This is a genomic window from Streptomyces cynarae, from assembly GCF_025642135.1.
GTDB classification, from domain to species: Bacteria; Actinomycetota; Actinomycetes; order Streptomycetales; family Streptomycetaceae; genus Streptomyces; species Streptomyces cynarae.
Genome location: NZ_CP106793.1, coordinates 7,217,617 through 7,244,598, shown reverse-complemented (window position 1 = coordinate 7,244,598; position 26,982 = coordinate 7,217,617). Strand labels below are relative to the sequence as shown.

The 26,982-nt window shown below is 71.3% G+C and carries 19 protein-coding genes, 1 tRNA gene and 2 pseudogenes; 6 read left to right on the top strand and 16 right to left on the bottom strand.

Going from position 1 to position 26,982, the window contains the following annotated elements; all coding sequences use genetic code 11:
• Positions 1 to 21 precede the first annotated feature (21 nt).
• Entirely contained in the window at positions 22 to 951 is a 930-nt protein-coding gene (locus N8I84_RS32855; RefSeq protein WP_263233047.1) for a hypothetical protein, read from the top strand.
• Positions 952 to 986: 35 nt separating this feature from the next.
• Here N8I84_RS32855 and N8I84_RS32850 read toward each other — a convergent pair.
• The 4 genes from N8I84_RS32850 to sucC form a co-directional block, all read right to left on the bottom strand.
• A tRNA-Leu gene (locus tag N8I84_RS32850) sits at positions 987 to 1,071 on the bottom strand.
• Between the two features lie 363 nt (positions 1,072 to 1,434).
• A complete protein-coding gene (locus tag N8I84_RS32845) occupies positions 1,435 to 2,976 on the bottom strand; it encodes an aldehyde dehydrogenase family protein (protein WP_263233046.1) in 1,542 nt (513 codons plus the stop codon).
• Between the two features lie 185 nt (positions 2,977 to 3,161).
• Positions 3,162 to 4,046: a succinate--CoA ligase subunit alpha gene (gene sucD, locus N8I84_RS32840; protein WP_263233045.1), complete on the bottom strand. Its 885-nt coding sequence runs from the start codon at positions 4,044 to 4,046 to the stop codon at positions 3,162 to 3,164.
• Between the two features lie 11 nt (positions 4,047 to 4,057).
• Positions 4,058 to 5,191 (bottom strand): ADP-forming succinate--CoA ligase subunit beta, encoded by a 1,134-nt coding sequence (gene sucC, locus N8I84_RS32835; protein ID WP_263233044.1) that lies wholly within the window; start codon positions 5,189 to 5,191, stop codon positions 4,058 to 4,060.
• A gap of 178 nt (positions 5,192 to 5,369) precedes the next feature.
• Between sucC and N8I84_RS32830 the strand changes: the two genes are divergently transcribed.
• The 5 genes from N8I84_RS32830 to N8I84_RS32810 all read left to right on the top strand — a co-directional run bounded on the left by N8I84_RS32830 (position 5,370) and on the right by N8I84_RS32810 (position 12,293).
• Positions 5,370 to 7,067, top strand: a complete 1,698-nt coding sequence (locus N8I84_RS32830; protein ID WP_263233043.1) for a thiamine pyrophosphate-binding protein — start codon at positions 5,370 to 5,372, stop codon at positions 7,065 to 7,067.
• Positions 7,068 to 7,079: 12 nt separating this feature from the next.
• A complete protein-coding gene (gene frc, locus N8I84_RS32825) occupies positions 7,080 to 8,321 on the top strand; it encodes a formyl-CoA transferase (RefSeq protein WP_263233042.1) in 1,242 nt (413 codons plus the stop codon).
• 4 nt (positions 8,322 to 8,325) lie between these two features.
• The gene (locus tag N8I84_RS32820) at positions 8,326 to 10,470 is read left to right on the top strand and encodes an acetate--CoA ligase family protein (RefSeq protein ID WP_263234957.1); all 2,145 of its coding nucleotides are present in this window, start codon (positions 8,326 to 8,328) and stop codon (positions 10,468 to 10,470) included.
• A gap of 118 nt (positions 10,471 to 10,588) precedes the next feature.
• Positions 10,589 to 10,885 (top strand): hypothetical protein, encoded by a 297-nt coding sequence (locus N8I84_RS43205; RefSeq protein ID WP_390898971.1) that lies wholly within the window; start codon positions 10,589 to 10,591, stop codon positions 10,883 to 10,885.
• Between the two features lies 1 nt (position 10,886).
• On the top strand, positions 10,887 to 12,293 hold the full coding sequence (locus N8I84_RS32810) for an OFA family MFS transporter (protein WP_263233041.1): 1,407 nt from the start codon (positions 10,887 to 10,889) through the stop codon (positions 12,291 to 12,293).
• Between the two features lie 86 nt (positions 12,294 to 12,379).
• Here N8I84_RS32810 and N8I84_RS32805 read toward each other — a convergent pair whose 3' ends face one another.
• From N8I84_RS32805 to N8I84_RS32750, 12 genes and pseudogenes are all read right to left on the bottom strand, one after another.
• Positions 12,380 to 13,432: a sugar phosphate isomerase/epimerase family protein gene (locus N8I84_RS32805; protein ID WP_263233040.1), complete on the bottom strand. Its 1,053-nt coding sequence runs from the start codon at positions 13,430 to 13,432 to the stop codon at positions 12,380 to 12,382.
• Positions 13,433 to 13,522: 90 nt separating this feature from the next.
• The gene (locus tag N8I84_RS32800) at positions 13,523 to 14,917 is read right to left on the bottom strand and encodes a nucleotide pyrophosphatase/phosphodiesterase family protein (protein ID WP_263233039.1); all 1,395 of its coding nucleotides are present in this window, start codon (positions 14,915 to 14,917) and stop codon (positions 13,523 to 13,525) included.
• Positions 14,914 to 16,083, bottom strand: coding sequence for a metabolite traffic protein EboE (gene eboE, locus N8I84_RS32795; RefSeq protein ID WP_263233038.1), 1,170 nt, complete (start codon positions 16,081 to 16,083; stop codon positions 14,914 to 14,916). Before eboE ends, N8I84_RS32800 begins: the two co-directional genes overlap by 4 nt.
• 3 nt (positions 16,084 to 16,086) lie before the next feature.
• Entirely contained in the window at positions 16,087 to 16,935 is an 849-nt protein-coding gene (locus tag N8I84_RS32790) for a TatD family hydrolase (RefSeq protein ID WP_263233037.1), read from the bottom strand.
• Positions 16,935 to 17,632 (bottom strand): annotated as a pseudogene (locus N8I84_RS32785) (EboA domain-containing protein). The gene N8I84_RS32790 and the pseudogene N8I84_RS32785 overlap by 1 nt, the downstream one beginning before the upstream one ends.
• Positions 17,629 to 18,612, bottom strand: a complete 984-nt coding sequence (locus N8I84_RS32780) for a sugar phosphate isomerase/epimerase family protein (protein ID WP_263233036.1) — start codon at positions 18,610 to 18,612, stop codon at positions 17,629 to 17,631. Before N8I84_RS32780 ends, N8I84_RS32785 begins: the two are co-directional and overlap by 4 nt.
• Positions 18,609 to 19,525, bottom strand: a pseudogene (locus N8I84_RS32775) (SCO3242 family prenyltransferase). The gene N8I84_RS32780 and the pseudogene N8I84_RS32775 overlap by 4 nt, the downstream one beginning before the upstream one ends.
• The gene (locus tag N8I84_RS32770) at positions 19,522 to 20,670 is read right to left on the bottom strand and encodes an inositol-3-phosphate synthase (RefSeq protein ID WP_263233035.1); all 1,149 of its coding nucleotides are present in this window, start codon (positions 20,668 to 20,670) and stop codon (positions 19,522 to 19,524) included. The pseudogene N8I84_RS32775 and the gene N8I84_RS32770 overlap by 4 nt, the downstream one beginning before the upstream one ends.
• 90 nt (positions 20,671 to 20,760) lie before the next feature.
• Positions 20,761 to 22,086 carry a ThuA domain-containing protein gene (locus N8I84_RS32765; RefSeq protein ID WP_263233034.1) on the bottom strand — a complete coding sequence of 442 codons (1,326 nt, stop codon included), beginning with the start codon at positions 22,084 to 22,086 and terminating at the stop codon, positions 20,761 to 20,763.
• Between the two features lie 12 nt (positions 22,087 to 22,098).
• Positions 22,099 to 24,603: a PQQ-dependent sugar dehydrogenase gene (locus N8I84_RS32760; protein ID WP_263233033.1), complete on the bottom strand. Its 2,505-nt coding sequence runs from the start codon at positions 24,601 to 24,603 to the stop codon at positions 22,099 to 22,101.
• Positions 24,604 to 24,689: 86 nt separating this feature from the next.
• Positions 24,690 to 25,688 carry a sugar phosphate isomerase/epimerase family protein gene (locus N8I84_RS32755; protein WP_263233032.1) on the bottom strand — a complete coding sequence of 333 codons (999 nt, stop codon included), beginning with the start codon at positions 25,686 to 25,688 and terminating at the stop codon, positions 24,690 to 24,692.
• Between the two features lie 13 nt (positions 25,689 to 25,701).
• Positions 25,702 to 26,940, bottom strand: coding sequence for a Gfo/Idh/MocA family protein (locus N8I84_RS32750; RefSeq protein ID WP_263233031.1), 1,239 nt, complete (start codon positions 26,938 to 26,940; stop codon positions 25,702 to 25,704).
• Positions 26,941 to 26,982 lie beyond the last annotated feature (42 nt).

Genomic DNA, 26,982 nt, shown 5'->3' with positions numbered 1-26,982 from the left:
AGCACGCGCGGGAGTGGACGGTTGACGACCGTCCCTGGCGGTGACCGGGGCTGTCAGAGTTCTCCTCGGGCTCGTCCGCGGTGGGCACGTCCGGCTCCGTCTTCCTGCCCGTGGTCGGTCCTCGCCGCCCGGCTGCCCCGACCACGGGCCGCCAAGCAGGGCCTCGCTGAACAGGTCACCGACCGCCCACGCACCTACCGCCACTCCAACGAACCCGCCCACGAAGCGATCATCAGCCCCGATCTCTTCGATGCCGCCCGCACCGTGCGCACACAGCGCGCCCGCAACCAGGAACAGCAGGAGCGCGCCGGCAAACGGGGCGGGCGCCCCTACGCCCTGCGCGGCCGGGTCCGGTGGAGCCTGTGCGGGCGCAAGATGCAGCCCGCCACCATCCGCAGCCGCGTCTACTACCGCTGCGAGTTCAAAGAGGAAGAAGCCACCCTCTACCCCGACATGACCCACCCGCGCACCGTCTACCTGCGCGAAGACATCGTGTGCCAGGCCCTGGACCGGTGGATCGCCCGCGCCTTCGCCCCGGACCGGCTCTCCGCCACCGTCGAAGCGCTCACCCACGCCAGCGCCGCAGCAAGCACCGCAGAGCCCCAGACCCCCGAGCAGGCCCAAGCACGCCAGGCGATCAAGGAATGCGAGCGGCGGCTCGCCCGCTACCAAGCAGCCCTCGACGCCGGAGCCGACCCCGCTGTCGTCACCCAGTGGATCAACGAGGCCCAGCGGGACAAGGACGCGGCGCAGAAGAAGCTCGACGCACACCGCTTCGTCACCCGGAAGAGGCAGATCCCGCTCGACGCCCGACAGATCCGGCGGATCACTGAGAGTCTTGGAGAATCGCACAGCGCATCCAGAATGCTGCCGCCGAGAAGAAAGGCCCGCTGTACGAGGCCCTGGGCATCACGATCACCTATGAACACGCCACGAGGACCGCGACCCTAAGGTCGAGGCCCTCGTCACCGTATCGTCAATCGTTGTGTCCGAGGGGGGACTTGAACCCCCACGCCCGATAAAGGGCACTAGCACCTCAAGCTAGCGCGTCTGCCATTCCGCCACCCGGACGAGGTGTCCGCCGCCTTACCGGGGCTGTTCCCCGCGGCGACAGGGACAACAATACCAAGGTTTCGGAGTGCCCTTCACCTGCGTTTCCGTGCGGATGGCGTCGCCCCCCCCGGACCGACAGCGCGTGCGGACCTCCGGCGCGATCCGCGGAAGATCACGCGCTCGGTCCGGCTCCTGGTCGCTCCTGGTCTCGTGCGCAGACCCGGCGGTGACGGATGCCGCGGTGGGGAACTCGTCGCCGCCGGGAGCAACCTCATCCGGCTCAATCTGCCGCTGCCCCCAGGCATGGTCTCGCCCACCGGCCGGCCGGCGAGGTGATCGCCGGGTGGCGTCCGTCATGTGCGGACGCCACCCGGGCGTCCGTCACGGCATGAGCTGGTACTCGGGGAAGTTGCCCGGCAGCCGCTCCCCCGCCGGGCCCTGGGTCACCGCGCGGACCAGGAGGTCGCCGCCCACGAACGCGCCGCGCCAGGACGCGCCGAAGCCGCCGAACAGCTCGTCGCGGTCGCCGCGGGAGCGGGGCTTGCCGTGGCCGGTCTTGAAGGCGCGGATCTGCGGGGCCAGCCGGTCGAAGGTCGCCCGGTCGTCGGTGGAGAGCGTGGCGACCAGGGCGCCGTTGGACGCGTTCATCGCGGCCAGCAGCTCCGCCTCCGTGTCGACCAGGACGATCGTGTCGACCGGGCCGAACGGCTCCGCATGGTGCAGCGGTGAGGAACGCGGCGGGTTGAGCAGTGTCACCGGCTGGACGTAGGCCGAGGTGTCCTGGCCGGGCAGGAAGCGCGCGTCGGCCGCCTCGCCGCGGTGCAGCGGGATCGCGCCGCGGTCGATCGCCTCGGCGACCTGGTCGGTCAGCTCCTTGGCCTTGGCTGCGTTGATCAACGGGCCGAAGTCCAGCTCGGGGTAGGGGTCGCCGGGGTGCTCGACCGCGAGCGGGTGGCCGACCCGGAGTGTGCGGACGGCCGGCAAGTAGGCCGCGAGGAAGGAGTCGAACAGGTCACGCTGGACGACGAAGCGGGGATACGCGGTGCAGCGCTGCTTGCCGTAGTCGAAGAGTTTGGGGATGACGGCCGTGAGCGCGTCCCAGTCCGAGTAGTTCCAGATGCCCCAGGTGTTGAGTCCCTCCTGTTCCAGGATGTGCCGCTTGCCGAGGTCGGCGACGGCCGTGGCCACCGCGGCGCCCGTGTCGCGGCCGCCGACGAAGGACACGCAGCCGATCTCGGGCGCCCGCACCAGCGCCTCCGACAGCTCGCCCCCGCTGCCGCTGACGAGGGTGACGGGGACCCCCTCGCGTGCGGCGAGCGCGCAGGCCAGGGTGAGGCAGGCGACACCACCGTCGGTCGGGGTCTTGGCGATGACCGCGTTGCCCGCCAGCGCCTGTACCAGCATCGCGTGGACGAGCACGCTCATCGGATAGTTCCAGCTCGCGATGTTGGAGACCGGGCCGTCCAGCGGAGCCCGGTCGCCGATGATCTCTTCGATTCCGTCGACGTACCAGCGCACGCCGTCGATGGCGCGGTCCACATCGGCCTGCGCGAGCCGCCACGGCTTGCCGATCTCCCAGACGAGGAGGAGGGCGAGCAGTTCCCGGTGTTCGGTCAGGGCGTCGAGGGTGGCGGCGATCCGGGCCCGGCGTTCGGGCAGGGGCGTGTGCCGCCAGGCGCGGTGCTGGTCCAGCGCCGCGCGCACGGCGCGCCGGGCGGTGTCCCGGCCGACGCGTGGCGGGCCTGCGATGGGACTGCCGTCGACGGGGCTGGTGGCGGGCAGGGACCGGCCGTCCGGCTGCCAGGTGGAGTTCCAGAGGTTGAGGACACGGTCGTCCCGGAACGCCTCGGGGGCGACGGCGAGAGCGCGCCGCCAGGCGTCGGACCAGGACGTGCCGGATTTGAGGGTGAAGGTGGGTGCCATGAATGAGCTCCGCTCTCGGTGCACGGGCGAGAGGAACAGGGCGAGGAACAGGGTGCGTCCCCCGCACGGCTCGCACTGCCGTGCGGGGACGTCGTACGTCGTACGTCGTGCGTCCTGCGTCGTTCGGGGGAGCCGGTGACGCCGCGTGTCATGCGACGGTCACCTTCCGTCCACTATGGGTGAGGTCACGCCTGGTCTGCCAGTGCGCCGAGTGCCAGTCGTGCCGTTTCGGCCGGTGTGCCACCCACTTTCACGCCGACCGCCTCCAGCGCGTCCCGCTTCGCGCGGGCGGTGCCGGACGAGCCGGAGACGATGGCGCCGGCGTGCCCCATGGTCCTGCCCTCGGGCGCGGTGAAGCCGGCGATGTAGCCGACCACGGGCTTGGTGACGTGGTCGCGGATGTAGGCGGCGGCCCGTTCCTCCGCGTCGCCGCCGATCTCACCGATCATCACGATCAGCTCGGTGTCCGGGTCGGCCTCGAAGGCGGCCAGGCAGTCGATGTGGCTCGTGCCGACGACGGGGTCGCCGCCGATGCCGACGCATGTGGAGAAGCCGATGTCCCGCAGCTCGTACATGAGCTGGTAGGTGAGCGTGCCGGACTTGGAGACCAGGCCGATCCGGCCGGGCTTGGTGATGTCGGCGGGGATGATGCCCGCGTTGGACTGTCCCGGGGTGATCAGACCGGGGCAGTTGGGGCCGATGATCCGGGTGCCCGTGGACTTCGCGTACGAGGTGAAGGCGACGGAGTCGTGGACCGGGATGCCCTCGGTGATGACGACCGCGAGGGCGATGCCGGCGTCCGCGGCCTCCAGGACGGCCGCCTTGGCGAACGCGGGCGGGACGAAGACGACGGTGACGTCGGCCCCGGTGGCGTCCATGCCCTCGCGGACGGAGCCGAAGACGGGGACGGCACGGTTGTCGAAGTCGACACCGTGGCCCGCCTTGCGCGGGTTGACGCCGCCGACGACGTTCGTGCCGGCCGCGAGCATGCGGCGGGTGTGCTTCATGCCCTCGCCGCCGGTCATGCCCTGGACGAGGACCTTGCTGTCCTTGGTCAGGAAGATCGCCATGTCCGGTCTCCTCAGGCTGTCCGGGCGAGTCGGGCGGCACGGCGGGCGGCGCCGTCCATGGTGGTGGCCTGTTGCACGAGGGGATGCGCGCGCTCGTCGAGGATCGCGCGGCCCCGAGCCGCGTTGTTGCCGTCGAGGCGCACGACCAGCGGCCTGGTCAGCTCTACGGTGTCCAGGGCCCGCACGATGCCCTCGGCGACCGTGTCGCATGCGGTGATCCCGCCGAAGACGTTGACGAGGACCGATTTGACGGCCGGATCGGACAGGATGACGGACAGTCCGTCGGCCATGATCCGGGCCGAGGCTCCGCCGCCGATGTCGAGGAAGTCGGCGGGGCGCGCGCCGCAGCCGGCGACCACGTCGAGCGTCGACATGACGAGGCCCGCGCCGTTGCCGATGACGCCGACCTCGCCGTCCAGCTTGACGTAGTTCAGGCCCAGCGCCGCGGCGGCCGCCTCCAGGGGGTCGTCGTGGTGCTGGGCCTCCTCGGCGCCCCAACGCTCTTGGCGGAAGCCGGCGTTGTCATCGAGGGTGACCTTGCCGTCGAGGGCGACGATCCGGCCCTGCCGGGTGCGCACGAGGGGGTTGACCTCGACGAGGAGGGCATCCTCACGGACGAGCACCTGCCAGAGCCGTACGAGGACGTCGACGCTCTGCTGCGGCAGCCCGGCCGCACGGGCGATCTCGGCCGCCTTCGCGGAGGTGACACCCTCGGCCGGGTCGACGGGCACGCGCACCACCGCCTCGGGCCTGGTCGCGGCGACCTCCTCGATCTCCATGCCGCCTTCAGCGGAGGCGATGGCGAGGAAGCCCCCGGCCGTGCGGTCGAGGACGTAGGAGACGTAGAACTCCGCCTCGACGTCGATGGGTTCGGCCAGCATCACGGTGCCCACCGTGTGTCCCTTGATGTCCATGCCGAGGATCCGGCGTGCCGTCAGTTCCGCCTCCGCGGGATCCGCAGCGAGCTTCACCCCGCCCGCCTTGCCGCGCCCGCCCGTCTTCACCTGCGCCTTGACGACGGCCCGTCCGCCCAGCCTGCGGGCGATCTCGCGCGCCTCCTTGGGCGAGTCCGTGACCTCGGCCCTCGGCACCACGATGCCGTGATCCTCGAAGAGTTGCCTTGCCTGGTGTTCGTACAGGTCCATCCCGGCTCCTGTCTGCCAAGTCGTCTGGGGGCGTCCCCCAGACCCCCGAAAAGTGCCGCACGCCCCCTGGACACCACCCACCGGATGCGGGATAACAAGCTTCATACAGTATTCGTCGACTGTATGCAATGTACCGCGTGAGCCGTTCCAACCCCCTACGAAGGGACAGGACTTCGCCATGCCCGACGACACCCAGGACGTCATATCCGGTGGTCATCTCGTAGCCAAGGCACTGAAGGCCGAGGGCGTCGACCGCATCTACACCCTGTGCGGCGGCCACATCATCGACATCTACGACGGCTGCGTCGACGAGGGCATAGAAGTCGTCGACGTACGCCACGAGCAGGTCGCCGCCCACGCGGCCGACGGCTACGCACGCATCACCGGAAAGCCGGGCTGCGCGGTCGTCACGGCGGGTCCCGGAACGACCGACGCCGTCACCGGTGTCGCCAACGCCTTCCGGGCGGAGTCACCGATGCTGCTGATCGGCGGTCAGGGAGCGCTGACGCAGCACAAGATGGGGTCCCTGCAGGACCTGCCGCACGTCGACATGATGGCGCCCATCACCAAGTTCGCGGCGACCGTCCCGGACACGGCGCGCGCGGCGGACATGGTGTCGATGGCGTTCCGCGAGTGCTACCACGGTGCGCCCGGCCCCTCCTTCCTGGAGATCCCGCGCGACGTCCTCGACGCCAAGGTCCCGCTCGACAAAGCCCGCGTCCCGAAGGCAGGCCGCTACCGCGCCTCGACCCGCTCGGCCGGCGATCCGGAGGCGATCGAAAAACTCGCCGACCTGCTCGTGCACGCCGAGAAGCCGGCGATCCTGCTGGGCAGCCAGGTGTGGACGACCCGCGGCACGGAGGCGGCCGTCGAGCTGGTGCGCACCCTGAACATCCCCGCGTACATGAACGGCGCCGGCCGCGGCACCCTCCCGCCCGGCGACCCGCACCACTTCCAGCTCTCCCGCCGTTACGCCTTCTCGGGCGCCGACCTCATCGTGATCGTGGGCACCCCCTTCGACTTCCGCATGGGTTACGGCAAGCGGCTCTCCCCCGACGCGACCGTCGTCCAGATCGACCTCGACTACCGGACCGTCGGCAAGAACCGCGACATCGACCTCGGCATCGTCGGCGACGCGGGACTGGTCCTGAAGTCGGTCACGGAGGCGGCGTCGGGGCACGCTTTTAATGGATACAGGAACGGCGGCGCCGCGCAGCGCAAGGCGTGGCTCGACGAGCTGCGTGCCGCCGAGCAGACCGCGATCGAGAAGCGGCTGCCGCACCTGAAGTCGGACGCCTCGCCGATCCATCCCTACCGTCTGGTCAGCGAGATCAACGACTTCCTCACCGAGGACTCCATCTACATCGGCGACGGCGGCGACATCGTCACCTTCTCCGGTCAGGTCGTCCAGCCCAAGTCGCCCGGGCACTGGATGGACCCGGGCCCGCTCGGCACGCTCGGCGTCGGCATCCCCTTCGTGCTCGCGGCCAAGCAGGCGCGGCCCGACAAGGAGGTCGTCGCCCTCTTCGGGGACGGCGCCTTCTCGCTGACCGGCTGGGACTTCGAAACCCTGGTCCGCTACGACCTCCCCTTCGTCGGCATCGTCGGCAACAACTCCTCGATGAACCAGATCCGTTACGGCCAGGCCGCCAAGTACGGCAAGGAACGCGAACGGGTCGGCAACACGCTCGGCGACGTGCACTACGACAAGTTCGCCCAGATGCTGGGCGGTTACGGCGAGGAGGTCCGCGACCCCGCCGACATCGGCCCCGCGCTGCGGCGCGCCCGCGAGTCCGGGAAGCCCTCGCTGATCAACGTCTGGGTCGACCCGGACGCGTACGCCCCCGGAACCATGAACCAGACCATGTACAAGTGAGGAGCGCTTGGCATGACACACACCCCGACCAAGGCTCTCGACGGCATCCGCGTCCTGGACATGACGCACGTCCAGTCCGGGCCTTCCGCGACCCAGTTGCTCGCCTGGCTCGGAGCCGACGTCGTCAAGCTGGAGGCGCCGACCGGTGACATCACGCGGGGACAGCTGCGGGACATCCCGGACGTCGACTCCCTCTACTTCACGATGCTCAACTGCAACAAGCGGAGCATCACCCTCAACACCAAGACCGAACGCGGCAAGGAGATCCTCACCGAGCTGATCCGGCGCTCGGACGTCATGGTCGAGAACTTCGGACCGGGCGCGGTCGACCGGATGGGCTTCACCTGGGACCGCATCCAGGAGATCAATCCGCGGATCGTCTATGCCTCCATCAAGGGGTTCGGCGACGGCCCCTACACCAACTTCAAGGCGTACGAGGTCGTCGCGCAGGCCATGGGCGGGTCGATGTCGACCACCGGCTTCGAGGACGGGCCGCCGCTCGCGACAGGGGCCCAGATCGGGGACTCGGGGACGGGTGTGCACGCCGTGGCGGGAATTCTCGCGGCGCTGTTCCAGCGGGAGACGACCGGGCGCGGGCAGCGGGTGAACGTGGCCATGCAGCACGCTGTGCTCAACCTCTGCCGGGTGAAGTTGCGCGACCAGCAGCGCCTGGCCCACGGCCCGCTCGCTGAATACCCCAACGAGGACTTCGGCACGGAAGTTCCCCGCTCGGGAAACGCGTCCGGCGGCGGTCAGCCCGGCTGGGCGGTCAAGTGCGCGCCGGGCGGCCCGAACGACTACGTGTACGTCATCGTGCAGCCCGTCGGCTGGAAGCCGATCAGCGAACTCATCGGCCGGCCGGAACTCGCGGACGACCCCGAGTGGGCGACGCCTCAGGCCCGGCTGCCGAAGCTGAACAAGATGTTCCAGCTGATCGAGGAATGGTCCTCGACGTTGCCCAAATGGGAGGTCCTGGAGCGGCTGAACGCCCACAACATCCCGTGCGGGCCGATCCTGTCTACCAAGGAGATCATCGAGGACGAGTCGCTGGCCGCCAACGAGATGGTGGTGCGCGTCCCGCACCCGGAGCGCGGCGAGTTCGTGACCGTGGGCAGCCCGTTGAAGCTGTCCGACTCCCGCGTCGAGGTGAGGAGTTCACCGCTGCTCGGCGAGCACAACGAAGAGGTCTACATCGGCGAGCTGGGCCTCGGGGACGAGGAGCTGCGCCTGCTCAAGTCGAACGGAGTGATCTGACGTGATGGCCGAAGACCGGGCACTGATGGTGCGGTCGCTCCTGGACTCCGTGCGGGCGGAGGGACGGACCGCGCTCACCGCACCCGAGGGCAAGGTGATCGCCGACGCCTACGGGATCGCCGTACCGGGCGAGGAACTGGCGAGGGACGTCGACGAGGCGGTGGCGTACGCGGCGCGCTTCGGCGGGCCCGTCGTGATGAAGATCGTCTCACCGGACATCCTGCACAAGACCGACGCCGGCGGTGTGGTCGTCGGCGTGGAGGGCGCGGCGGACGTACGCGCCGCGTTCCACCGGATCGTCGAGAACGCCCGCGCGTACGCCCCGGACGCCCGCATCGAGGGCGTACAGGTGCAGGAACTGCTCCCCGAGGGGCAGGAGGTGATCGTCGGGGCGGTCACCGATCCGACGTTCGGGAAGGTCGTGGCCTTCGGACTCGGCGGGGTGCTCGTCGAGGTCCTCAAGGACGTCACGTTCCGGCTGGCGCCCGTGGACGCCGACGAGGCGCTGTCCATGCTGGACTCGATCCGCTCGGCGGAGATCCTGCGCGGGGTGCGCGGCCGGCCGGGTGTGGACCGGTGGGCGATCGCCGAGCAGATCCGCCGGGTCTCCCGGCTCGTCGCGGACTTCCCGGAGATCGCCGAGGTGGACCTCAACCCGGTGATCGCCACCCCGGACGGCGCGGTCGCGGCGGACATCCGCGTGATCCTTTCGGACGCGCCCGTGAAGGAGCGCCGGCGCTACACCCGCGAGGAAATCCTCGCCTCCATGCGCCGGTTGATGCAGCCGTCCGCCGTCGCCGTGATCGGCGCCTCGAACGAGCACGGCAAGATCGGCAACTCGGTGATGCGCAACCTCATCGACGGCGGCTTCTCCGGCGAGATCCACCCGGTGAACCCCAAGGCCGATGACATCTTGGGCCGCAAGGCGTACAAGAGTGTCACCGACGTTCCCGGTGAGGTGGATGTGGCGGTCTTCGCGATCCCCGCCAAGTTCGTGGCCTCGGCCCTGGAGGAGGTGGGACGCAAGAGGATCCCCAACGCCGTACTGATCCCCTCCGGGTTCGCGGAGACCGGTGAGCACGCGCTCCAGGCCGAGATCGTGGCGATCGCCGAGCGGTACGGCATCCGGCTGCTCGGACCGAACATCTACGGCTACTACTCGACGTGGCAGGACCTGTGCGCCACGTTCTGCACGCCGTACGACGTCAAGGGCGGCGTAGCGCTGACCTCGCAGTCCGGTGGCATCGGAATGGCCATCCTGGGCTTCGCCCGCACCACCAAGACCGGAGTGTCCGCGATCGTGGGCCTCGGCAACAAGTCGGACCTCGACGAGGACGACCTGCTGACCTGGTTCGGTGAGGACCCGCACACCGAGTGCATCGCGATGCACCTGGAGGACCTCAAGGACGGGCGCGCCTTCGTGGAGGCGGCGCGGGCGACCGTCCCGAAGAAGCCGGTCGTGGTCCTGAAGGCGGGGCGCACGGCGGCGGGTGCCAGGGCCGCCGGCTCGCACACCGGGGCGCTGGCGGGCGACGACGCCGTGTACGACGACATCCTGCGGCAGGCCGGTGTGATCCGGGCGCCCGGACTGAACGACATGCTGGAGTACGCGCGCGCGTTGCCGGTGCTGCCCACCCCCAAGGGCGACAACGTCGTGATCATCACGGGTGCCGGCGGCAGCGGCGTCCTGCTGTCCGACGCGGTCACCGACAACGGTCTGTCCCTGATGGAGATCCCGCCGGACCTGGACACGGCCTTCAAGAAGTTCATCCCGCCCTTCGGTGCGGCGGGCAACCCGGTCGACATCACCGGCGGTGAGCCGCCGTCGACGTACGAGGCGACGATCCGGCTGGGGCTCGAAGACCCGCGGATCCACGCGCTCGTCCTCGGCTACTGGCACACCATCGTCACTCCCCCGATGGTCTTCGCCGAGCTCACCGCGCGCGTGGTGGCCGAATTCAGGGAGCGCGGCATCGAGAAGCCGGTGGTGGCTTCGCTCGCCGGTGACGTCGAGGTCGAGGACGCCTGCCAGTACCTGTTCGAGCGCGGGGTCGTGGCGTACCCGTACACGACCGAGAAGCCGGTGGCCGTGCTCGGCGCGAAGTACCGGTGGGCGCGGGCGGCCGGACTGTTGGGGGGCGGTTCATGAGGTGAGTGAACCGCGGGGCGGCCGACGGTGCGCGTCGGCCGCCCCGGGACCCGTGCGCGCACGAAAGGCATTGGACAGGGGGCGCTGGCCAGAACTTTCGACGCAAGGGGTGCACGAGATGACATCCACCCAACATCCGACGTCCGTCACCTGCAGGCAGGCGACGGACGGCAACGGCCGCGTACACCGGGTCGGCGCGTCGGACGCCGACATTCCGGAGCAGCAGGACTCTTCGGCGACCCTGCGGTCCTTCGGGATCGCCCTCAGGGCGCTGCTGCGCACACACCGCTGCGGGCGCCGCGGCAGGCGGGTGACCGCCGGCGCGGTACCGGCCCGCTTTCTGAAGACACCGGGCAGGCCCAGCGTCCGGCGCATCGTCCCCAACCCGCACCCGCTCGGCGAGGAGATGGCGTGACATGACGGCAGACCCCATGGCAACGAACAGTTCGTCGGCCGGATCCGGCACCGCGCACCACCCCTACCGGGAGGTGACCGATGCGCATGGCCGCGTCTACCGTGTCGGCGAGACGGACCGGGACATACTAGGTCACTCGCGCAAGCTCATGGTGTACCTCCCGTGGATCTCCATGATGGCCATCAGCGTCTCCGAGTACGCCTACGGCTCCGCGGAGGACACCCTTTCCACAGCCCACGGCTGGACGCAGAGCAACACCTTCTGGATCCTCAGCGTCTGGGTCTTCTTCCAGGCGGGCATCGCCTTTCCGGCAGGCTGGCTGCGCGAACGGGGGATCCTCACCGCCCGCAGGGCCATGTACACCGGCTCGGTGATGTGCCTCCTCGGCTTCCTGGCGCTGTCGCACCTGCACAACGTGCTGCTGGCCATCCTCGGCTTCGGCGTCGTGGGCGGCATCGGCTCCGGGCTGATCTACGCGACGTGCATCAACATGGTCGGCAAGTGGTTCCCGGAGCGGCGTGGCGCGAGGACGGGCTTCGTCAACGGTGGCTTCGCCTACGGCTCGCTGCCGTTCATCTTCATCTTCAACTACGCCTTCGACACCGGCAACTACAACGAGGTGCTGGACCTCATCGGCGTCTACGTGCTGATCGTGGTCGCCTGCTGTGCCTGGTTCTTCCAAGACCCGCCGAAGAACTGGTGGCCGGCCGACGTCGATCCGCTGTCGCACTCCGGGAGCACCAGGAGCGCCGCGAGCCTGGCCAAGAACCCCCCGGCGGTGCGTCAGTACACGCCCAAGGAGGCCATCAGGACCGGCATGCTGCCGCTGATGTGGGTGACGGTCGTGATGACCGCCGGAGTCTCGATCTTCGGGATCTCCTTCCAGGTCGACTTCGCCAAGGAGATCGGCTTCGGGCCGCTGGTCGCGGCCTCGTCCATGGGCGTCATGGCCGTCATCAACGGCGTCGGCCGCGCGGTGGTGGGCTGGCTTTCCGACGTGTGGGGCCGCAAGACGTCCCTGGTCTTCGTGATCGTGGTGCTCGGGCTCGCCCAGTTCGGCGTCATCTGGGCCGGCGACATGAAGAACGAGTGGCTGTTCCTGTTCTTCGCCTTCCTCTCCGGCTTCGGCGGCGGCGCGTTCTACCCCATGTTCGCCGCCCTGACCCCGGACTACTTCGGCGAGAACTACAACGCCACCAACTACGGGCTCGTCTACAGCGGCAAGCTGGTCAGCGGCCTGTTCGGCGGCGGTCTCGGCTCCATGGTGGTGGGTGCGTGGGGCTACAACGGCGCCTACGCGCTGGCCGGCGGCGTCTCCATGGTCGCGGCGGCACTGGCGCTGTTGCTGCGGCAGCCCGGGCGCGGCGGCAAGGGTGTGCCGGAGACCGCGCCGCAGAAGGCGGGCTGACGGCACCGCTCCCGTGAGGAGGCCCTTCCCGGCTCGGCGGGAAGGGCCTCCTCACGTGTGGAGCGGTCAGTCGGCGTACGGGGCTGTCAGCACCTTTCCCTCAAGGAGTGCAGGTACGCGCTGGAACGGCGCGCGAACGTGAACGACTCGGCCGGGTTGTCGTGTTCCGCCTGCCAGTGGTGGGCGAGTCGCTCGCCGCGCAGCCGGGTCACGGCCGAGATGAACCGCTGGTAGTCGATGTCCCCGTCTCCGACGTCCGTCATGCGATAGCCGAACTGGTTCGAGGGGTCGCTCACACCGTCCTTCACGTGGAACAGCGGGTACCGGTGGGGCTGCTTCAGTACGTAGTCCAGCGGCTCGAAGGGGGCGGGAGTGCCGTCGGGGCGCTTGGAGAAGCGGAACTGGCCCGCGTACGCCCAGAAGATGTCCATCTCCAGGTGGACGAGGTCGGGGTCGGTCTCGGCGAGCAGGACGTCGTAGAGCCGGACCTTGGGGTCGTCGCTCGCGAAGCCGAACTCGTCCGAGTGGTTGTGCTGGTAGAACTTCATGCCGCGCGCCCTGGCCGCCGCGCCGTAGGTGTTGAACTCCTCGGCGGCGCGCTTCCAGGCGTCGACGGTCGAGCCGTAGCGGAACGGGCCCGACGCGGTACCGATGTGCTTGAGCCCCAGGGCCTCGGCGTCGTCGAGGACCTTGGTGAGGTTCTGGGCGAAGGTGTACGCGTTCGGGTCGCTGGAGTAGTAGCCGACGTGGCTGCCGATCGGGGTCAGCCCGTGGTCCTTCGCCAGCCGCCTCAGCTGGGCGAGGGTGATCGGGCCCGCCGAGCCCTGGGTGTAGCCGGCGAACTCGACCTCGTCGTAGCCGTACCTCTCCAGTTCGGCGAAGACGGGCGCGAAGCCGAGCGTGGCGACCTTGTCGCGCAGGCTGTAGAGCTGGATGCCGAGCCGGCCGGGCGGCAGGACGGGGCGGCCCCGGCCCGCGTCACCGGTCGTCGTGTCGGTCGCGGTCCCGGTGGCCGCGGCGGCGGGGGACGTGACGGCGCCCAGCAGCGCGGCGGCGGAGGCGCCGGCGGCCACGCCGAGCATGCCTCGTCTGGTGAGGCGGTGGGTGAGTTCGGGGTCGGTCTGCGGGATGCGGCTCATGCCTGGAACTCCTCGGTGTCTTGGGGCGTTGTCAGTGGTGAGTGCTTCACTTGTGACCAGTCGGATCCGGCGGCCGGTGGGGCCGGTACGTCAGGCGAGACCGGCGAGTTGGAGCAGGAGTGACTTCACATCGGTGGCCGCGACGCGGTCACCGACGGCACGGGGGGTGGAGCAGATGAGGAGCGGACCGTCGTCGTCGCTCGCGGGAAGGCGGCCGTGGCTGCCGCGAATAGGTGACGGGTCGAGGGGCACGACCGCCATGCGGTAGCGCATGCCGAGTTTCTTGCGCGCCAGGGCCGTGGCCGCTCTGACCTTGACGTAGGGGTCGAGGGGGTCCATGAAGAGTTCGGCCGGGTCGTAGCCGGGTTTGCGGTGGATGTCGACGAGCCGCGCGAAGTCGGGCGCACAGGCGTCGTCGAGCCAGTAGTAGTACGTGAACCAGGCGTCCGGCTCCGCGACGGCGACGAGTTCGCCGGAGCGCGGGTGGTCGAGGTGATGGGTCTTCTTGCCCTCGTCGTCCAGGAGTTGCTCGATGCCGGGCAGGCCGGTGAGGGCGGCCCGGGTGGCGTCGAGGTCCTCGGGGCGGCGCACATGGACGTGGGCGATCTGGTGGTCGGCGACCGCGAAGGCTCGTGAGGCCATCGGATCGAGGTACTCCATGCCGTCCTGCGTATGCACCTCGAGCAGTCCGGCATGACGCAGGGCGCGGTTGATGTCGACGGGACGGTTCACGCGGGTGATGCCGTACTCGGACAGCGCCACGACGGTACGGCCCTCGGCGCGGGCGTCGTCCAGCAGCGGCGCCAGCGCGGCGTCCAGGTCCGCGGCAGCCTTCGCCGAGCGCGGGTCGTCGGGGCCGAAGCGCTGCAGGTCGTAGTCGAGGTGCGGGAGGTAGCAGAGCGCCAGGTCGGGGTGCCGGGTGCGCAGGATGTGGCGGGTCGCGTCGATGATCCACTGGCTGGAGACCAGGTCGGCGCCCGGTCCCCAGAAGTGGAAGAGGGGGAACGTGCCGAGTTTCGCGGTGAGTTCGTCGTGAAGGGCCGGGGGCCTGGTGTAGCAGTCGGGTTCCTTGCGGCCGTCGGAGTAGTAGACGGGACGAGGGGTGACGGTGATGTCGGTGTCGGCGCCCATGGCGTACCACCAGCAGATGTTGGCGACCGTGTAGCCGGGGTGGGCGCGGCGGGCGGCGTCCCACAGCTTGTCGCCGGCGACGAGGCCGTTGTGCTGTCGCCACAGCAGGACGTCGCCGAGTTCGCGGAAGTACCAGCCGTTGCCGACGATGCCGTGCTCGGACGGCAGGGTGCCGGTCAGGAAGGTGGACTGGGCGGCGCAGGTGACGGCGGGCAGGACGGTGCCGAGCGGTGCGCGGCAGCCGGACCGGGCGAGCGCCTGGAGGCGGGGCATGTGGTCGAGGAGACGGGGGGTGAGGCCGACGACGTCCAGGACGAGGAGTGGGGTGGGGCCGGTGCCGGTCGGGGTGCTCATGGAAGCTCCTTCAGGCCGAGGTCCGTCAGCAGGTCGCGAGCCAGCGCGAGTTCGGCGGCGATGCCGTCGGCGAGCTGGGCGCGGGCGCGGGGCCGCAGCTCGGGCGGGAGGGCCTGCCAGGTGTACGTCTCGACCTCGAGGTGGCGGGTGAGCGGGTGCGGTCCGCCGACGAGCCGGGTCAGGGCGGCGCGGAGGACGGGGAGTGTGGAGGTGAGGGGCGCGGCGGGGGTCGCGTGCAGCGGGACGTGGAAGTGGGCGCGCCAGGGCGCGGTGTCGGGAAGGGTGTCGCCCTTCAGCGCCTGCGGGAGGTCGTCGGTGCCGCGCAGGCCCGCGGCGGTGAGGGTGCGGGTCTGGTGCAGGAAGCGGGGTTCGGCGAAGGCGGCCAGGGCCTCGCGGACCTCCGGCAGATGGGGGTGTTCGGCGTGCAGTGCGGCTGAGAGCTGCGATTTGACGACGGGGACGCGGGATCGCGTGAGCGCGTCCAGGGCGGTGTGCGGGTCTTCGAAGGAGGTGGCGAGGTGGCAGGTGTCGACGCAGATGCCGATGCGGTCGTGAGCGATCGCGGTCAGGGGGGCGATGGCGTCGCCGGTGGTCTCGACGGTGCAGCCGGGTTCCGGCTCCAGACCGACGCGGATGGAGCGGCCGGTCAGCTCCGCGAGGGCGTCGAGGCGTGCGGCGAGGGTGCGAAGGGCGGTGCGGGCCCTCTCGGCGCGCGCGGCGTCATCGGCGGTCCGCCAGGCGAGGGGCAGGGTGGAGATGCTGCCCTCGGTGACGTCGTCCGGGAGCAGGACGGCGAGGACGCGGGCCAGGGCGGTGGTGTGGTCGAGGCGTTCCGGGTCGGCCCAGTCCGGCTTGTAGACGCGGTACTTGACCTCCTCGGCGCCGAAGCCTTCATACGGGAAGCCGTTGAGGGTGACGACCTCGAGCCCACGGCGGTCGAGTTCGGCGCGCAGGCCGCGCAGGGCGGACGGATCGCTGACGAGGGTGCGGGCGGCGTCCCCGGCGAGCCACAGGCCGATGCCGAGGCGGTCACGGCCGAGGCGGCGGCGCACGGGCTCGCAGTGGTCGCGGAGCTGGGCGAGGACACCGTCGAGGGATTCGGCCGGGTGGACGTTGGTGCAGTAGGCGAGGTGGACGGTGGAGCCGTCGGGGTGCCGGAAACGCATCGCTCACTCCCCGCCGCGCAGCACGGAGTTGCCCTCGTGCGTGGGTGCGGTGGCGGCCACGTCGAGGGTGAGGCGGCCGCTGAGCCCGTAGAAGGCGACCGGGTTGCGCCACAGCACCAGGTCCACGTCGTCCTCGGTGAATCCCTCGGCGAGCATCGCGTCGGCGACCTTGCGGGTCTTCAGCGGGTCGCTCCTGCCCCAGTCGGCGGCGGAGTTCACCAGGACCCGCTCGGGCCCGTACGCGCGCAGGATCGCGACCATCCGCCGCTCGTCCATCTTGGTGTCGGGATAGACGGAGAACCCCAGCCAGCAGCCGCCGGCCTTGGCCTCCTTGACGGTGGTCTCGTTGAGGTGGTCGACCAGGACCCGGTCCGGGGGAAGTGCGGACTCCCGGACGACGTCGAGGGTGCGGCGCAGACCGGCGAGCTTGTCACGGTGCGGGGTGTGGACGAGCGCCGGCAGTTCGTGGTCGGCGGCGAGCTGGAGCTGGGCGGCGAGGGCGGTGTCCTCGGCGGGGGTCATGGAGTCGTAGCCGATCTCCCCGACGGCGACGACCTGGTCCTTGACGAGATACCGGGCCAGTTCGTCGAGGACGGGAAGGCAGCGCGGGTCGTTCGCCTCCTTGGGGTTGAGGGCGAGGGTGCAGTGGTGCGCGATGCCGTACTGGGCGGCGCGGAAGGGCTCCCAGCCGAGGAGGGAGTCGAAGTAGTCGAGGAAGGAGGCGGGAGAGGTGCGGGGCTGGCCGAGCCAGAAGGAGGGCTCGACGACGGCGCGGACGCCCGCGGCGTACATGGCCTCGTAGTCGTCGGTGGTCCTGGACGTCATGTGGATGTGGGGGTCGAAGATGCGCATCAGGACTCCTTGCCGTGGGGGGCGTCCGCGGAGTGCGGCGCAGGCGCCGGTTCGGTGAGGGCCAGCACGCGGTACAGGTCGTCGGGCACGGGACGGCCCGCGGCGGTGCGCTCCGCGGCGTAGTCGCCGAGCATGCGGGCCAGTTCGGTGTCGCCGCGGGCGCGCCCGGGCAGGTCGGCCACGCTGTCCACGCCGACCCCGGTGAACAGGCACTTCAGGACCGCCTGCCGCCACAGGTGGGGGCTGAGGTGCCGGGCGGCGTAGGGACCGACGGCCGCGGCGAGGAGCCGGGTGTCGTTGGTGCGCAGCGCGTCCTCGACGAGCGGCAGCCCTTCCGGGCCCGGCAGGAGGTGGGGCAGGGCGTGGAGGACGGCGCGGCGCTCGTCGGCGGTGCCCTGGTGGTAGACGCGGGTGAGCCCGTCCGCGTCGGGGCGCGCCGCGTGCAGGATGAGCACGCGGGCGGCGTCGGCGTGGGCGGTGCCGCACCGGCGGCGGCCTCGGCGAGGCGCAACTCCCACACGGAGATGGGCCCGTGGGTGCCGGGCTGGGCGGCCGCCTCGTCGAGGGCCTGGTCGAGCCAGGCGCGGGCCGCCGCGGGGAGCCGGGCGTCGAGGTGGGCGCGCAGTTCGGCCGGTGGGGTGAGGGCGATCCCGGTGCCGATCGTGGGGGTGGGCTGCCTGGCCTGCGGGTGGCTCATGCGGTGCTCCCTTCGGGTATGGCGGAGGGCTCGCCGGCAGGTGCTGCGGGGGGCGGGGCGTCCGGTGGGAGCCGCCGCCCGGTGGAGGAGGCCGCCGCGGTGTGGAGGAAGGGGAGGGAGATCGCGGCGAAGTGGGGTCCGGCGTGGGAATGACGGGGCAGTTCGACGACGGTCAGGCCCCGGTAGGCGGAGGCGGACAGGGCGCCGAGGACGGCCGGGACGTCGAGGTCGCCCTCTCCGAAGGGCAGGTGTTCGTGGACACCGCGGCGCATGTCCTCGATCTGGACGTGGCGCAGCCAGGGCGCGGCGGCGCGTACGCAGTCGGCGGGAGAGAGGGGTTCGAGGCACAGGCAGTGGCCGAGGTCGAGGGTGAGGCCGAGGTGTTCGGGGTCGCCGAGCGCGTGGCGCAGACGGTGGAAGTCGGCGAGGGTGGCGAGGAGGTGTCCGGGTTCGGGTTCGACGGCGAGGGGGACACCGGCGGCGGTGGCGGCCTCCAGGACGGGGGTGAGGGCGGTGGCCAGCCGTGTCCACGCCGTGTCGTCGTCGGTTCCGGCGGGGGTGACGCCGCTGAAGCAGTGCACGGCGTGCGCGCCGAGGTCGGCCGCGACGCCGACGGCCCGGGTCAGCAGGTCGATGCGGCGGGCGCGGTCGTCCGGGTCCGGGTCCAGGAGGGAGGGGCCGTGTTTGCGGCGCGGATCGAGCACATAGCGGGCGCCCGTCTCGACGGTCACCTCCAGGCCGAGCGCGTCCAGCCGGTGGGCGACCCGGCGGGTGCGGGCGGCGAGGTCGGGGGCGAGCGGGTCGAGGTGCATGTGGTCGAGGGTCAGTCCGACGCCGTCGTAGCCGAGGTCGGAGAGCAGGGCGAGGGCGTCGTCGAGGCGGAGGTCGGCGAGGCCGTTGGTGCCGTAGCCGAAGCGGAGCGGCGTGCCGCCGGGGGCCGGGGCGGACGCCGGGTCGCTCTGGGAGGGCAGCACGCTCATGTGACGCTCACCTTCCTCGCGAACCTGGCCGCCGACGGGGCCAGGGCCGCGGTCAGCAGGGCCGTGACCGGGGCGCCGGAGCGAGCGGACAGCGCGGCCTGGAGCGGGATCGTGGCGCGGATGCCGCCGCCGACGGCGCGTTGGGTGAGCGGGGGTGAGGGGTTGAGGGCGGCGTGGAGGTAGGGGCGGGCGGCGGTCGCGGCGTAGACGGCGGCGAGCGCTCCGCGCAGGGTGTCGGCTGCGGTGCGGAAGTGGGCCGGGCGCGCGGCGGTGGCCGGGCGGGCGCGCCCCCGGGCCAGCGATCGGGCCAGAACCCCCGTCGTGGCCAGCGCGGCGAGAGCGGGCACGGGCGAGCCGCCGCGGGTTTCCTGGCGGGACACGGTGGTGAGCGCCATGGTGTGGCCGGCGAGGAGGGCGGCCGGACGCAGGGCGGGGCGGACTCGGCCCGTGGTGGCCGCGGCGCCCAGGAGCAGGTCCAGGCCGCGGGCCGCCGCCATCGCGGCCGGGCCCGCCGGGGTGCGTTTCAGGGCCAGGTCGTACGCCCAGACGGTCGCCGCAAGGGGGCCGCCACGGTGAGTGCGGGACGGCCGGAGCGGGCCGCGAGGGCCAGCCCGGCCGTGGTGAAGGCGCAGGCCGCCGTGAGAGCGGCGGTGGGGCGGATACGGCCGGAGGGCAGGGGGCGGTGCGGGCGTTCCACGGCGTCCTCGGCGCGGTCGGCCCAGTCGTTGAGGGCCATGCCCGCCTCGTAGAGGCACAGGGAGGAGCCGATGGCCAGCAGTGTGCGGCGGCTGGGACGGGCGCGTACGGCGGCCGCGCCGGCCAGCGCGTCGCCGGGGACGGTGAACAGCGCGGGGAGGCGCAGCAGTTCGGCCCAGGCACGAGGGCCTCCACGGTCCCCGGTGCTTCCGCTCATCGGGCCTCCCCCGCCCGCTGCCCGGCTGGTGCCCGCCGCAGCCGCCGCGCGAAGTCCGTCAGTGCCGCGTACTGCTCCCCGAGCGCCGACGGCCCGTCCCCGACCGGATCCTTGAAGTAGAAGCCCAGGTCGGTGAGCGGGCCGGACAGGCCGGTTTCGTGGGCGCGCAGTGTCAGCCGGGCCAGGTCCAGGACCAGCGGGGCGGCCAGTGCCGAGTCGCAGCCCTGCCAGATGGTCTGCAACACCATGCGCGCGCCGAGGAAGCCGTCGAAGGCGACGTGGTCCCAGGCGGTCTTCCAGTCGCCGAGGGCGGGCACGTCGTCGATGTGGACCTCGCCCTCGACCCCCGCGCCGAGGGTGTCGGCGAGGACCCGCTCCTTGCCGGCGTTCTTCGCCGCTGCCGCGGCCGGGTCGGCCAGGGACGCGCCGTCGCCGCCTCCGAGCAGGTTGGTCCCGGACCAGGCCCGCACCGTGAGGGCACGCTGCGCGAACATCGGGCCCAGCACCGACCGCAGCAGGGTCTGCCCCGTCTTGCCGTCCCGGCCCGCGTAGGGCAGACCGCTCGCCGCAGCCGGCGACGCCAGCGCCGGGTGGTGCAGGCCCGTGGACGGGGTGAAGTTCACATACGGGCAGCCCGCGCGCAGGGCCGCCGCCGCGTACAGCGAGCTGGGCGGAAGCCGGTCGCCGGTGGCGGGAGGCTCGGTGGACGCCACGTTCACCACCACCGCCCGCGCGAGCCCCCGGCGTCGTACGAAGTCCTGGATGTCGGCGGCGAAGTCGTCGATCAGCTGTTTCTCGTCCCGGGTGTCCCCGGGCAGCGGGCCGCCCGGTCTGACCTCCCGGTCGGCGGCGGAGAGTTCGGCCGCGACGGCGGAGGGCAGACCGGGTGGCAGTACGCCGCCGGCGGCTAGGGCTTCCGCGCGTTTGGGCAAGGGGCAGTCCACCGTGTCGTGGCCGCCGAAGACGAGGGACGACAGGGCCACAAGGCCGCTGTCCGCGAAGACGGGGGTCTCGGTGACCATGCCCGTGGGCGGGTGCAGGCCCGCGGTCACGGCGGCGCAACCCGCGACGACGGTCGTGGCGACGGAACCGCGGGCGCCGATCAGCCACACCCCGAGACGGGCTCGGGCAGGGGATGCGGACATGGGCAGGCAGCCTCCTTGTCGTGCTGGAACCTCAACAGGGACGGGAGGAAAGCGGCGGGCGGGAGTCCGGCGTCCCCCGCCCGCCGCCGCTCACTTGCCCTTGACGGGCAGTTCCTTGATCCGGATGTCGCGGAAGGACACCTGGTCATCGGCACCGTGGTTCTGGATGCCGATGTGTCCGTCGGTGAGGCTCCGGACCGGATCGGTGTTGGTGAAATCGTTGATCTTCACGCCGTTGAGCCAGACGCGCAGGCGTTCGCCCTCCACGCGGATCTCGTACGTGTTCCACTCCCCCGGCGGGTTCAGCGCGCGGTCGCGCTTCTTGAGGTCGGCGGACTGGAAGCCGTAGACGGACCCGGTGGTCTTCTCGGGCACGTCGGTGGCGTCGATCTGGATCTCATAGCCGTTGTTCACGGCCGACCACGGGTCGTCCGAGGCCGGGAAGCTCACGAACACACCGGAGTTGTCGTCGCCGGCCGTCTTCCAGTCGAGCTTCAGCGAGTACGAGGAGAAGCCCGACGCGGCGTACCAGAGCAGGCCCATGCCGCCCTGCGACGTCAGGGTGCCGTCGTCCAGGGTGAAGGAGCCGGGACCCGCTTGTTTCCAGCCCTCGAGTGAGGTGCCGTCGAAGAGCGGACGGTAGCCGTTCTCCGGGCGGCAGTCCGCCTGGGCGTCGCCCACGGCCCACCGGATGCCGCCCAGCAGGTGCCGGCGGAAGGCGGGTTCGGCGTAGGACTCCTTGGTGTGGCCGCCACCGGTGTAGAAGGCGCGGCCGCCCTGGTAGTTCTGGCACCAGGCGATCGGGTGGTCGCCGTTCATGGTGCCGCCGGTGTACGAGGACTCGTCGAGCGAGGCGAGTACGTGGGCCCTCTCGCGGGGGTTGGAGCGGTAGTTGTACCACTCGTCGGTGCGTTGCCAGGTCCGGCCGAGCTCCGAGGTCGCCGGATGGGCGCGGTCCTCGACGTTCAGCGTGGCCGGCTGGATCGCCGGGTGCGACTGGAAGTAGGCGCCGGCGAGGCCGCCGTAGAACGCCCAGTCGTACTCGGTGTCGGCGGCCGCGTGGATGCCCACATAGCCGCCGCCGCGCCGGATGTAGTCCTCGAACGCGCTCTGCTGGGCGGAGTCGAGCACGTCCCCCGTCGTGGACAGGAACACGACGGCGTCGTACCGCCGCAGGTTCGACGGGGTGAAGGCGCCGGCGTCCTCCGTCGCGTCGACCGTGAAGCCGCCCGTCTCGCCCAGCTGCTTCACCGCCGCGATGCCGTCCGGGATCGAGTCGTGCCGGAAGCCGGCCGTCTTGGAGAAGACCAGCACCCGTGTGCCGTCCGCGGAGTGCGGGGCTGCGGGCTGGGTGATACCGCCGAGGAGCAGGGCGGCGCCCACCGCGGCCGTCGTCAGCCGTCCGGTCGTGTGCATGCCGTCCTCCGCTCAGCCGGTCGTGAAGGTGAAGTCGTCCACGTCGAACAGGGCTCCGGAACCGGTGCTCCCCTTGAAGACCAGGTAGAGCGTGGTCGTGCCCCTCGGCGCTCGGGACAGGTCGGCGCTGACGTCCTGGAAGTTCTCCCAGCCGCCCGTGACCGGCACGGTCGCCTTGCCGAGCAGGGTGCCCGTCGCCGAGCCCGCGCGGACCTCGAGGGTGCCGCCCGCGCCACCGGAGGCGATGCGCGCCGTGATCTTCTTGGCGTCGCCCAGCACGTACGGCGTGAAGGAGATCCAGTCGCCGTTGTCGATGTCGCCGACCGTCTTGCCGCCGTGCGCGGTGTCCTTGGCGATCACCGAGACACCGGAAGAGGTGCTGAAGTGCTCGGCCTGGCGGTGCCGGGGCTGGGCGACGTTCCGGTCGTGCGAGGTGAGCGGGGCCTGGCCGCCGCCTCCGCCGTCGGTGTACTCGGCGTCGAAGACGCCGAAGATGTTGGCGTCGTCGTCATGGCCGCCGTCCGCGCTGGTCTGGATGGTGCCGGAGCAGCCGTTCGCCGAGGTGAGCGGATGGCCGTGGGAGTCGTGGCCGAGGACGAAGGTGACCTTGACCTTCGAGCAGTCGACGCTCGCGCCGTCCTCCGGGTCGGTGACCCTCACCTTGAACGGGACGGCGTCGCCGAAGCTGAACAGCTGCCCGTCCTGCGGGAGTTCGAGCACCACCTTGGGCGCGGTGTTGCCGACGACGATCTGCACGCTCGCGCTGCCGGTGCGCCCGGAGGGGTCCTTGGCGGTCAGCGTCGCCGTGTAGGTGCCGTTCTTCTTGTACTTGTGGGTCGGGTCGGACGCCGTCGAGGTGGCCCCGTCACCGAAGTCCCAGCTGTAGGTGAGCGCGTCGCCGTCCTGGTCGCTGGTGCCCGCGGAGGAGAACGTCACCTTCAGCGGCGCCTGCCCGGAGGTGCGGTTCGCCGCGGCCTGCGCGACCGGCGAGTGGCCGTCGGTGGCGTTCTCGATGCGGTACAGGGCCGAGTGCTCGTCGCCGCCGAACCATGCGGTGCCGTAGTCGAGGACGTACAGGGCGCCGTCGGGCCCGAACGCCATGTCCATGATCTGTGTGCCGGACCAGGGGAAGGGGTTGATGGACTGCACGCTGCCGCCGGCGTCGGTCACGATGCGCTTGATCCAGCGGCGGCCGAACTCGCCCGCGAAGAAGTTGCCGTCGTACGCCTGCGGGAACTTCACCGGCGAGTCGAGCGCCGGGTCGTAGTGGTAGACCGGGCCGCCCATCGGGGACTCGGAGCCGTCGCCGAACTCGGGCACGGACGCGCCGTTGTACGGGATCCAGGCGGGCTGGGCCGGCGGCAGGTCGGTCAGGCCGGTGTTGTGCGGCGAAGTGTTCTTCGGCGCGGCGCAGTCGAAGCGCGCGCCAGACGTCTTCGTCGCGAAGTCGTAGTCGACGTAGGCGTCGTTGGCGCCGGTGCAGTACGGCCAGCCGAAGTTGCCGGGACCGGTGACACGGGCGAACTCGACCTGGCCGGCGGGCCCGCGGTTCGGGTCGGCCGCTCCGGCGTCGGGGCCGTAGTCGCCGACGTAGAGGATGCCGGTCTGCTTGTCGACGCTGAAGCGGAACGGGTTGCGGAAGCCCATCGCGTAGATCTCGGGCCGTGTCTTGTCCGTGCCGGGCGGGAAGAGGTTGCCGTCGGGTATCGCGTACGAGCCGTCCGCGTTCACCTTGATGCGCAGGATCTTGCCGCGCAGGTCGTTGGTGTTGCCGGCCGAGCGCTGGGCGTCGAAGGCCGGGTTGCGGTCGGAGCGCTCGTCGATGGGGGTGAAGCCGTCCGACTGGAAGGGGTTGGTGTCGTCGCCGGTCGAGAGGTACAGGTTCCCGGCGGCGTCGAAGTCGATGTCACCGCCGACATGGCAGCAGATGCCACGGGAGGCGGGCACGTCGAGGATCTTCTTCTCGCTCGCCGCATCGAGTGTCCCGTCGGTCTTCAGGACGAACCGGGAGAGGCGGTTGACGCCGTCGAAGGGCGCGAAGTCGGCCGCGGTGCCGGTCTCGGGCGCGTCACCCGCCGGGGTGTTCAGCGGGGGCGCGTAGTAGAGGTAGATGAAGCGGTTGGTGGTGAAGTCCGGGTCGACGCCGATGCCCTGGAGGCCCTCCTCGTCGTGCGAGTAGACGTCGAGCTTGCCGGCCAGACGGGTGTTGCCCGCCGCGTCGGTGATGCGGAGTTCACCGTCGCGGGAGGTGTGGAGGACGGAGCGGTCCGGGAGGACGGCCAGCGACATGGGCTCGCCGACCTCGGCCTCGCCCTTGGCGAGGGTGACCTGCTGGAAGTCCTCCGCCGCCGCGGTCCCCGTGTCGGAGACGGCTGCGCCGGCCTGGGGGGCGACGAAGGTGAGGGACGCGCCTGCCAGCAGGGCGCCGCCGAGCAGGGCGACGGCTCTGCGCAGGGACGGGCGTCGTTCGGGCGTGGTGACTCTGCCGGTGCGGGTGGTGCGGTCGTTCCCGTGCACGAATGCCTCCAGAATGGGGCCGGTTGTACGGGCGGGTGCGGTACGCCGGGATGCGCCGTCATCCCGGAGAGCTCGATGGGGGCCGATCAGTTGCCGAACGCCGCGTCGAACGAGGCCGACGGCGGCTCGAAGTCGTACGCCTTCAGCCGGGTCAGGGCCTCGGGGGCGCCCTGGAGCCGGTCCATGCCGGCGTCCTCCCACTCCACGGAGACGGGCCCCTGGTAGTCGATGGAGCGCAGCATCCGGAAGACGTCCTCCCAGGGGACGTCGCCGTGCCCGGCGGACACGAAGTCCCAGCCGCGGCGCGGGTCGCCCCAGGGCAGGTGGGAGCCGAGGCGCCCGTTGCGCCCGTCGAGGCGCTTGCGGGCCTCCTTGCAGTCGACGTGGTAGATCCGGTCGCGGAAGTCCCACAGGAAGCCGACCGGGTCGAGGTCCTGCCACACGAAGTGGGAGGGGTCGAAGTTCAGGCCGAAGGCGGGGCGGTGGTCGACGGCGGCAAGGGCGCGCTGCGTCGTCCAGTAGTCGTAGGCGATCTCGCTCGGGTGGACCTCGTGCGCGAACCGGACGCCCTCCGCGTCGAACACGTCGAGGACCGGGTTCCACCGCTCGGCGAAGTCCTCGTATCCGCGTTCGATCATCGACTCGGGGGCGGGCGGGAACATGGCGACCAGGTGCCAGATGGCGGAGCCGGTGAAGCCGATGACGGTGTCGACGCCGAAGGCGGCAGCGGCACGCGCGGTGTCCGCGATCTCGGCGGCGGCCCGCTGCCGTACACCCTCGGGCTCGCCGTCGCCCCAGATGCGGGCGGGCAGGATGGCCCGGTGGCGTTCGTCGATGATGGCGTCGCACACCGCCTGGCCGACGAGGTGGTTGGAGATCGCCCAGCACTTCAGGCCGTACTTGTCGAGGAGCTGGTGGCGGGAGTCGACGTACGAGGGGTCGGCGAGGGCCTTGTCGACCTCGAAGTGGTCGCCCCAGCAGGCCAGTTCGAGTCCGTCGTAACCGAAGTCGCGGGCGAGGCGGCAGACCTCCTCCAGGGGCAGGTCGGCCCACTGGCCGGTGAACAGGGTGAAGGTGCGCGGCATACGGCAGTCCCCCTCAGACCGCTATGGGCGTGTAGACGGAGTTCTTCTCGGCGCTCTCCTCCACCGCGGCGAGGACCCGCTGGACCTGCAGCCCGTCGGTGAAGGAGGGGTCGGGCGTGGTGCCCTCGGCGATCGCGTGGACGAGGTCGCGGGCCTGGTGGACGAAGGTGTGCTCGTAGCCGAGGCCGTGGCCCGGCGGCCACCAGGCGTCCAGGTAGGGATGGTCGGGTTCGGTGACCAGGATGCGGCGGAAGCCGGCGTGCGCATCGGGCTCGGTGGCGTCGTGGTACGACAGTTCGTTGAGCCGCTCCAGGTCGAAGGCGAGGGAGCCGCGTTCGCCGTTGAGTTCGATGCGCAGGGCGTTCTTGCGGCCGGTGGCGTACCGGGTGGCCTCGAAGGAGGCGAGGGCGCCGGAGGCGAAGCGGCCGGTGAACAGGGCGGCGTCGTCCACGGTCACCTCGCCGGTGCCGTCGGCCGATGCGGCGCTGAGCCCGCTGGTCGGACCGTGGGGCAGGGGCCGTTGCCGGACGAAGGTCTCGGTGAGCGCCGACACGCCGGCCAGGCGCTCCCCCGCGAGGTACTGGGCGAGGTCGACGATGTGCGCGCCGAGGTCGCCGAGCGAGCCGGAGCCGGCCAGCTCCTTGCGCAGCCGCCAGGTCAGCGGGAAGGAAGGGTCGACCAGCCAGTCCTGGAGGTACGACACCCGCAGGTGCCGCAGGGTGCCGATCCGGCCCTCGGCGACCATGCGGCGGGCGAGCGCGGTGGCGGGGACGCGGCGGTAGTTGAAGCCGACCATCGCGCGCTGACCGCGTGCGTGGGCCGCTTCGGCCGCCGCGGCCATCGCCTCGGCCTCCTCCACGCTGTTCGCCAGCGGCTTCTCGCACAGCACGTGCTTGCCCGCCGCGAGCGCGGCCAGCGCGATCTCGGCGTGGCTGTCCCCCGGGGTGCAGATGTCGACGAGGTCGATGTCGTCCCGGGTGATCAGCGCCCGCCAGTCGGTCTCGGCCGCCGCCCAGCCGTGCCGGTCGGCCGCCGCGCGCACGGCGGCCGCATCGCGGCCGCAGACCGCGGCCATCACCGGGCGCAGGGGCAGGTCGAAGACACGGCCCACGGTGCGCCAGCCCTGGGAGTGGGCGGCGCCCATGAAGGCGTAGCCGACCATGCCGACGCGCAGGGGCGGCTTCCCGGCGCCGGTCCCGGCAGGTGCCGGTGTCTCGCTCTCCGCGCCTTCTGACTGCTGCGGCTGTCCCATACGGAAGGTCCTCCTCGTCCTGGTGGTGGTGCGCCGTGGGGG

Bases quoted from the DNA above. Each gene is read 5' to 3' on its own strand.
- N8I84_RS32755 (WP_263233032.1), bottom strand. From the start codon at position 25,688: ATGCCGCGCACCTTCACCCTGTTCACCGGCCAGTGGGCCGACCTGCCC.
- N8I84_RS32750 (WP_263233031.1), bottom strand. From the start codon at position 26,940: ATGGGACAGCCGCAGCAGTCAGAAGGCGCGGAGAGCGAGACACCGGCA.
- N8I84_RS32800 (WP_263233039.1), bottom strand. From the start codon at position 14,917: ATGAGCACCCCGACCGGCACCGGCCCCACCCCACTCCTCGTCCTGGAC.
- N8I84_RS32820 (WP_263234957.1), top strand. From the start codon at position 8,326: ATGGCCGAAGACCGGGCACTGATGGTGCGGTCGCTCCTGGACTCCGTG.
- N8I84_RS32765 (WP_263233034.1), bottom strand. From the start codon at position 22,086: ATGCACACGACCGGACGGCTGACGACGGCCGCGGTGGGCGCCGCCCTG.
- frc (WP_263233042.1), top strand. From the start codon at position 7,080: ATGACACACACCCCGACCAAGGCTCTCGACGGCATCCGCGTCCTGGAC.
- N8I84_RS32845 (WP_263233046.1), bottom strand. From the start codon at position 2,976: ATGGCACCCACCTTCACCCTCAAATCCGGCACGTCCTGGTCCGACGCC.
- N8I84_RS32780 (WP_263233036.1), bottom strand. From the start codon at position 18,612: ATGAGCGTGCTGCCCTCCCAGAGCGACCCGGCGTCCGCCCCGGCCCCC.
- N8I84_RS32810 (WP_263233041.1), top strand. From the start codon at position 10,887: ATGACGGCAGACCCCATGGCAACGAACAGTTCGTCGGCCGGATCCGGC.
- N8I84_RS32805 (WP_263233040.1), bottom strand. From the start codon at position 13,432: ATGAGCCGCATCCCGCAGACCGACCCCGAACTCACCCACCGCCTCACC.
- eboE (WP_263233038.1), bottom strand. From the start codon at position 16,083: ATGCGTTTCCGGCACCCCGACGGCTCCACCGTCCACCTCGCCTACTGC.
- N8I84_RS43205 (WP_390898971.1), top strand. From the start codon at position 10,589: ATGACATCCACCCAACATCCGACGTCCGTCACCTGCAGGCAGGCGACG.
- N8I84_RS32770 (WP_263233035.1), bottom strand. From the start codon at position 20,670: ATGTCCGCATCCCCTGCCCGAGCCCGTCTCGGGGTGTGGCTGATCGGC.
- sucD (WP_263233045.1), bottom strand. From the start codon at position 4,046: ATGGCGATCTTCCTGACCAAGGACAGCAAGGTCCTCGTCCAGGGCATG.
- sucC (WP_263233044.1), bottom strand. From the start codon at position 5,191: ATGGACCTGTACGAACACCAGGCAAGGCAACTCTTCGAGGATCACGGC.
- N8I84_RS32790 (WP_263233037.1), bottom strand. From the start codon at position 16,935: ATGCGCATCTTCGACCCCCACATCCACATGACGTCCAGGACCACCGAC.
- N8I84_RS32830 (WP_263233043.1), top strand. From the start codon at position 5,370: ATGCCCGACGACACCCAGGACGTCATATCCGGTGGTCATCTCGTAGCC.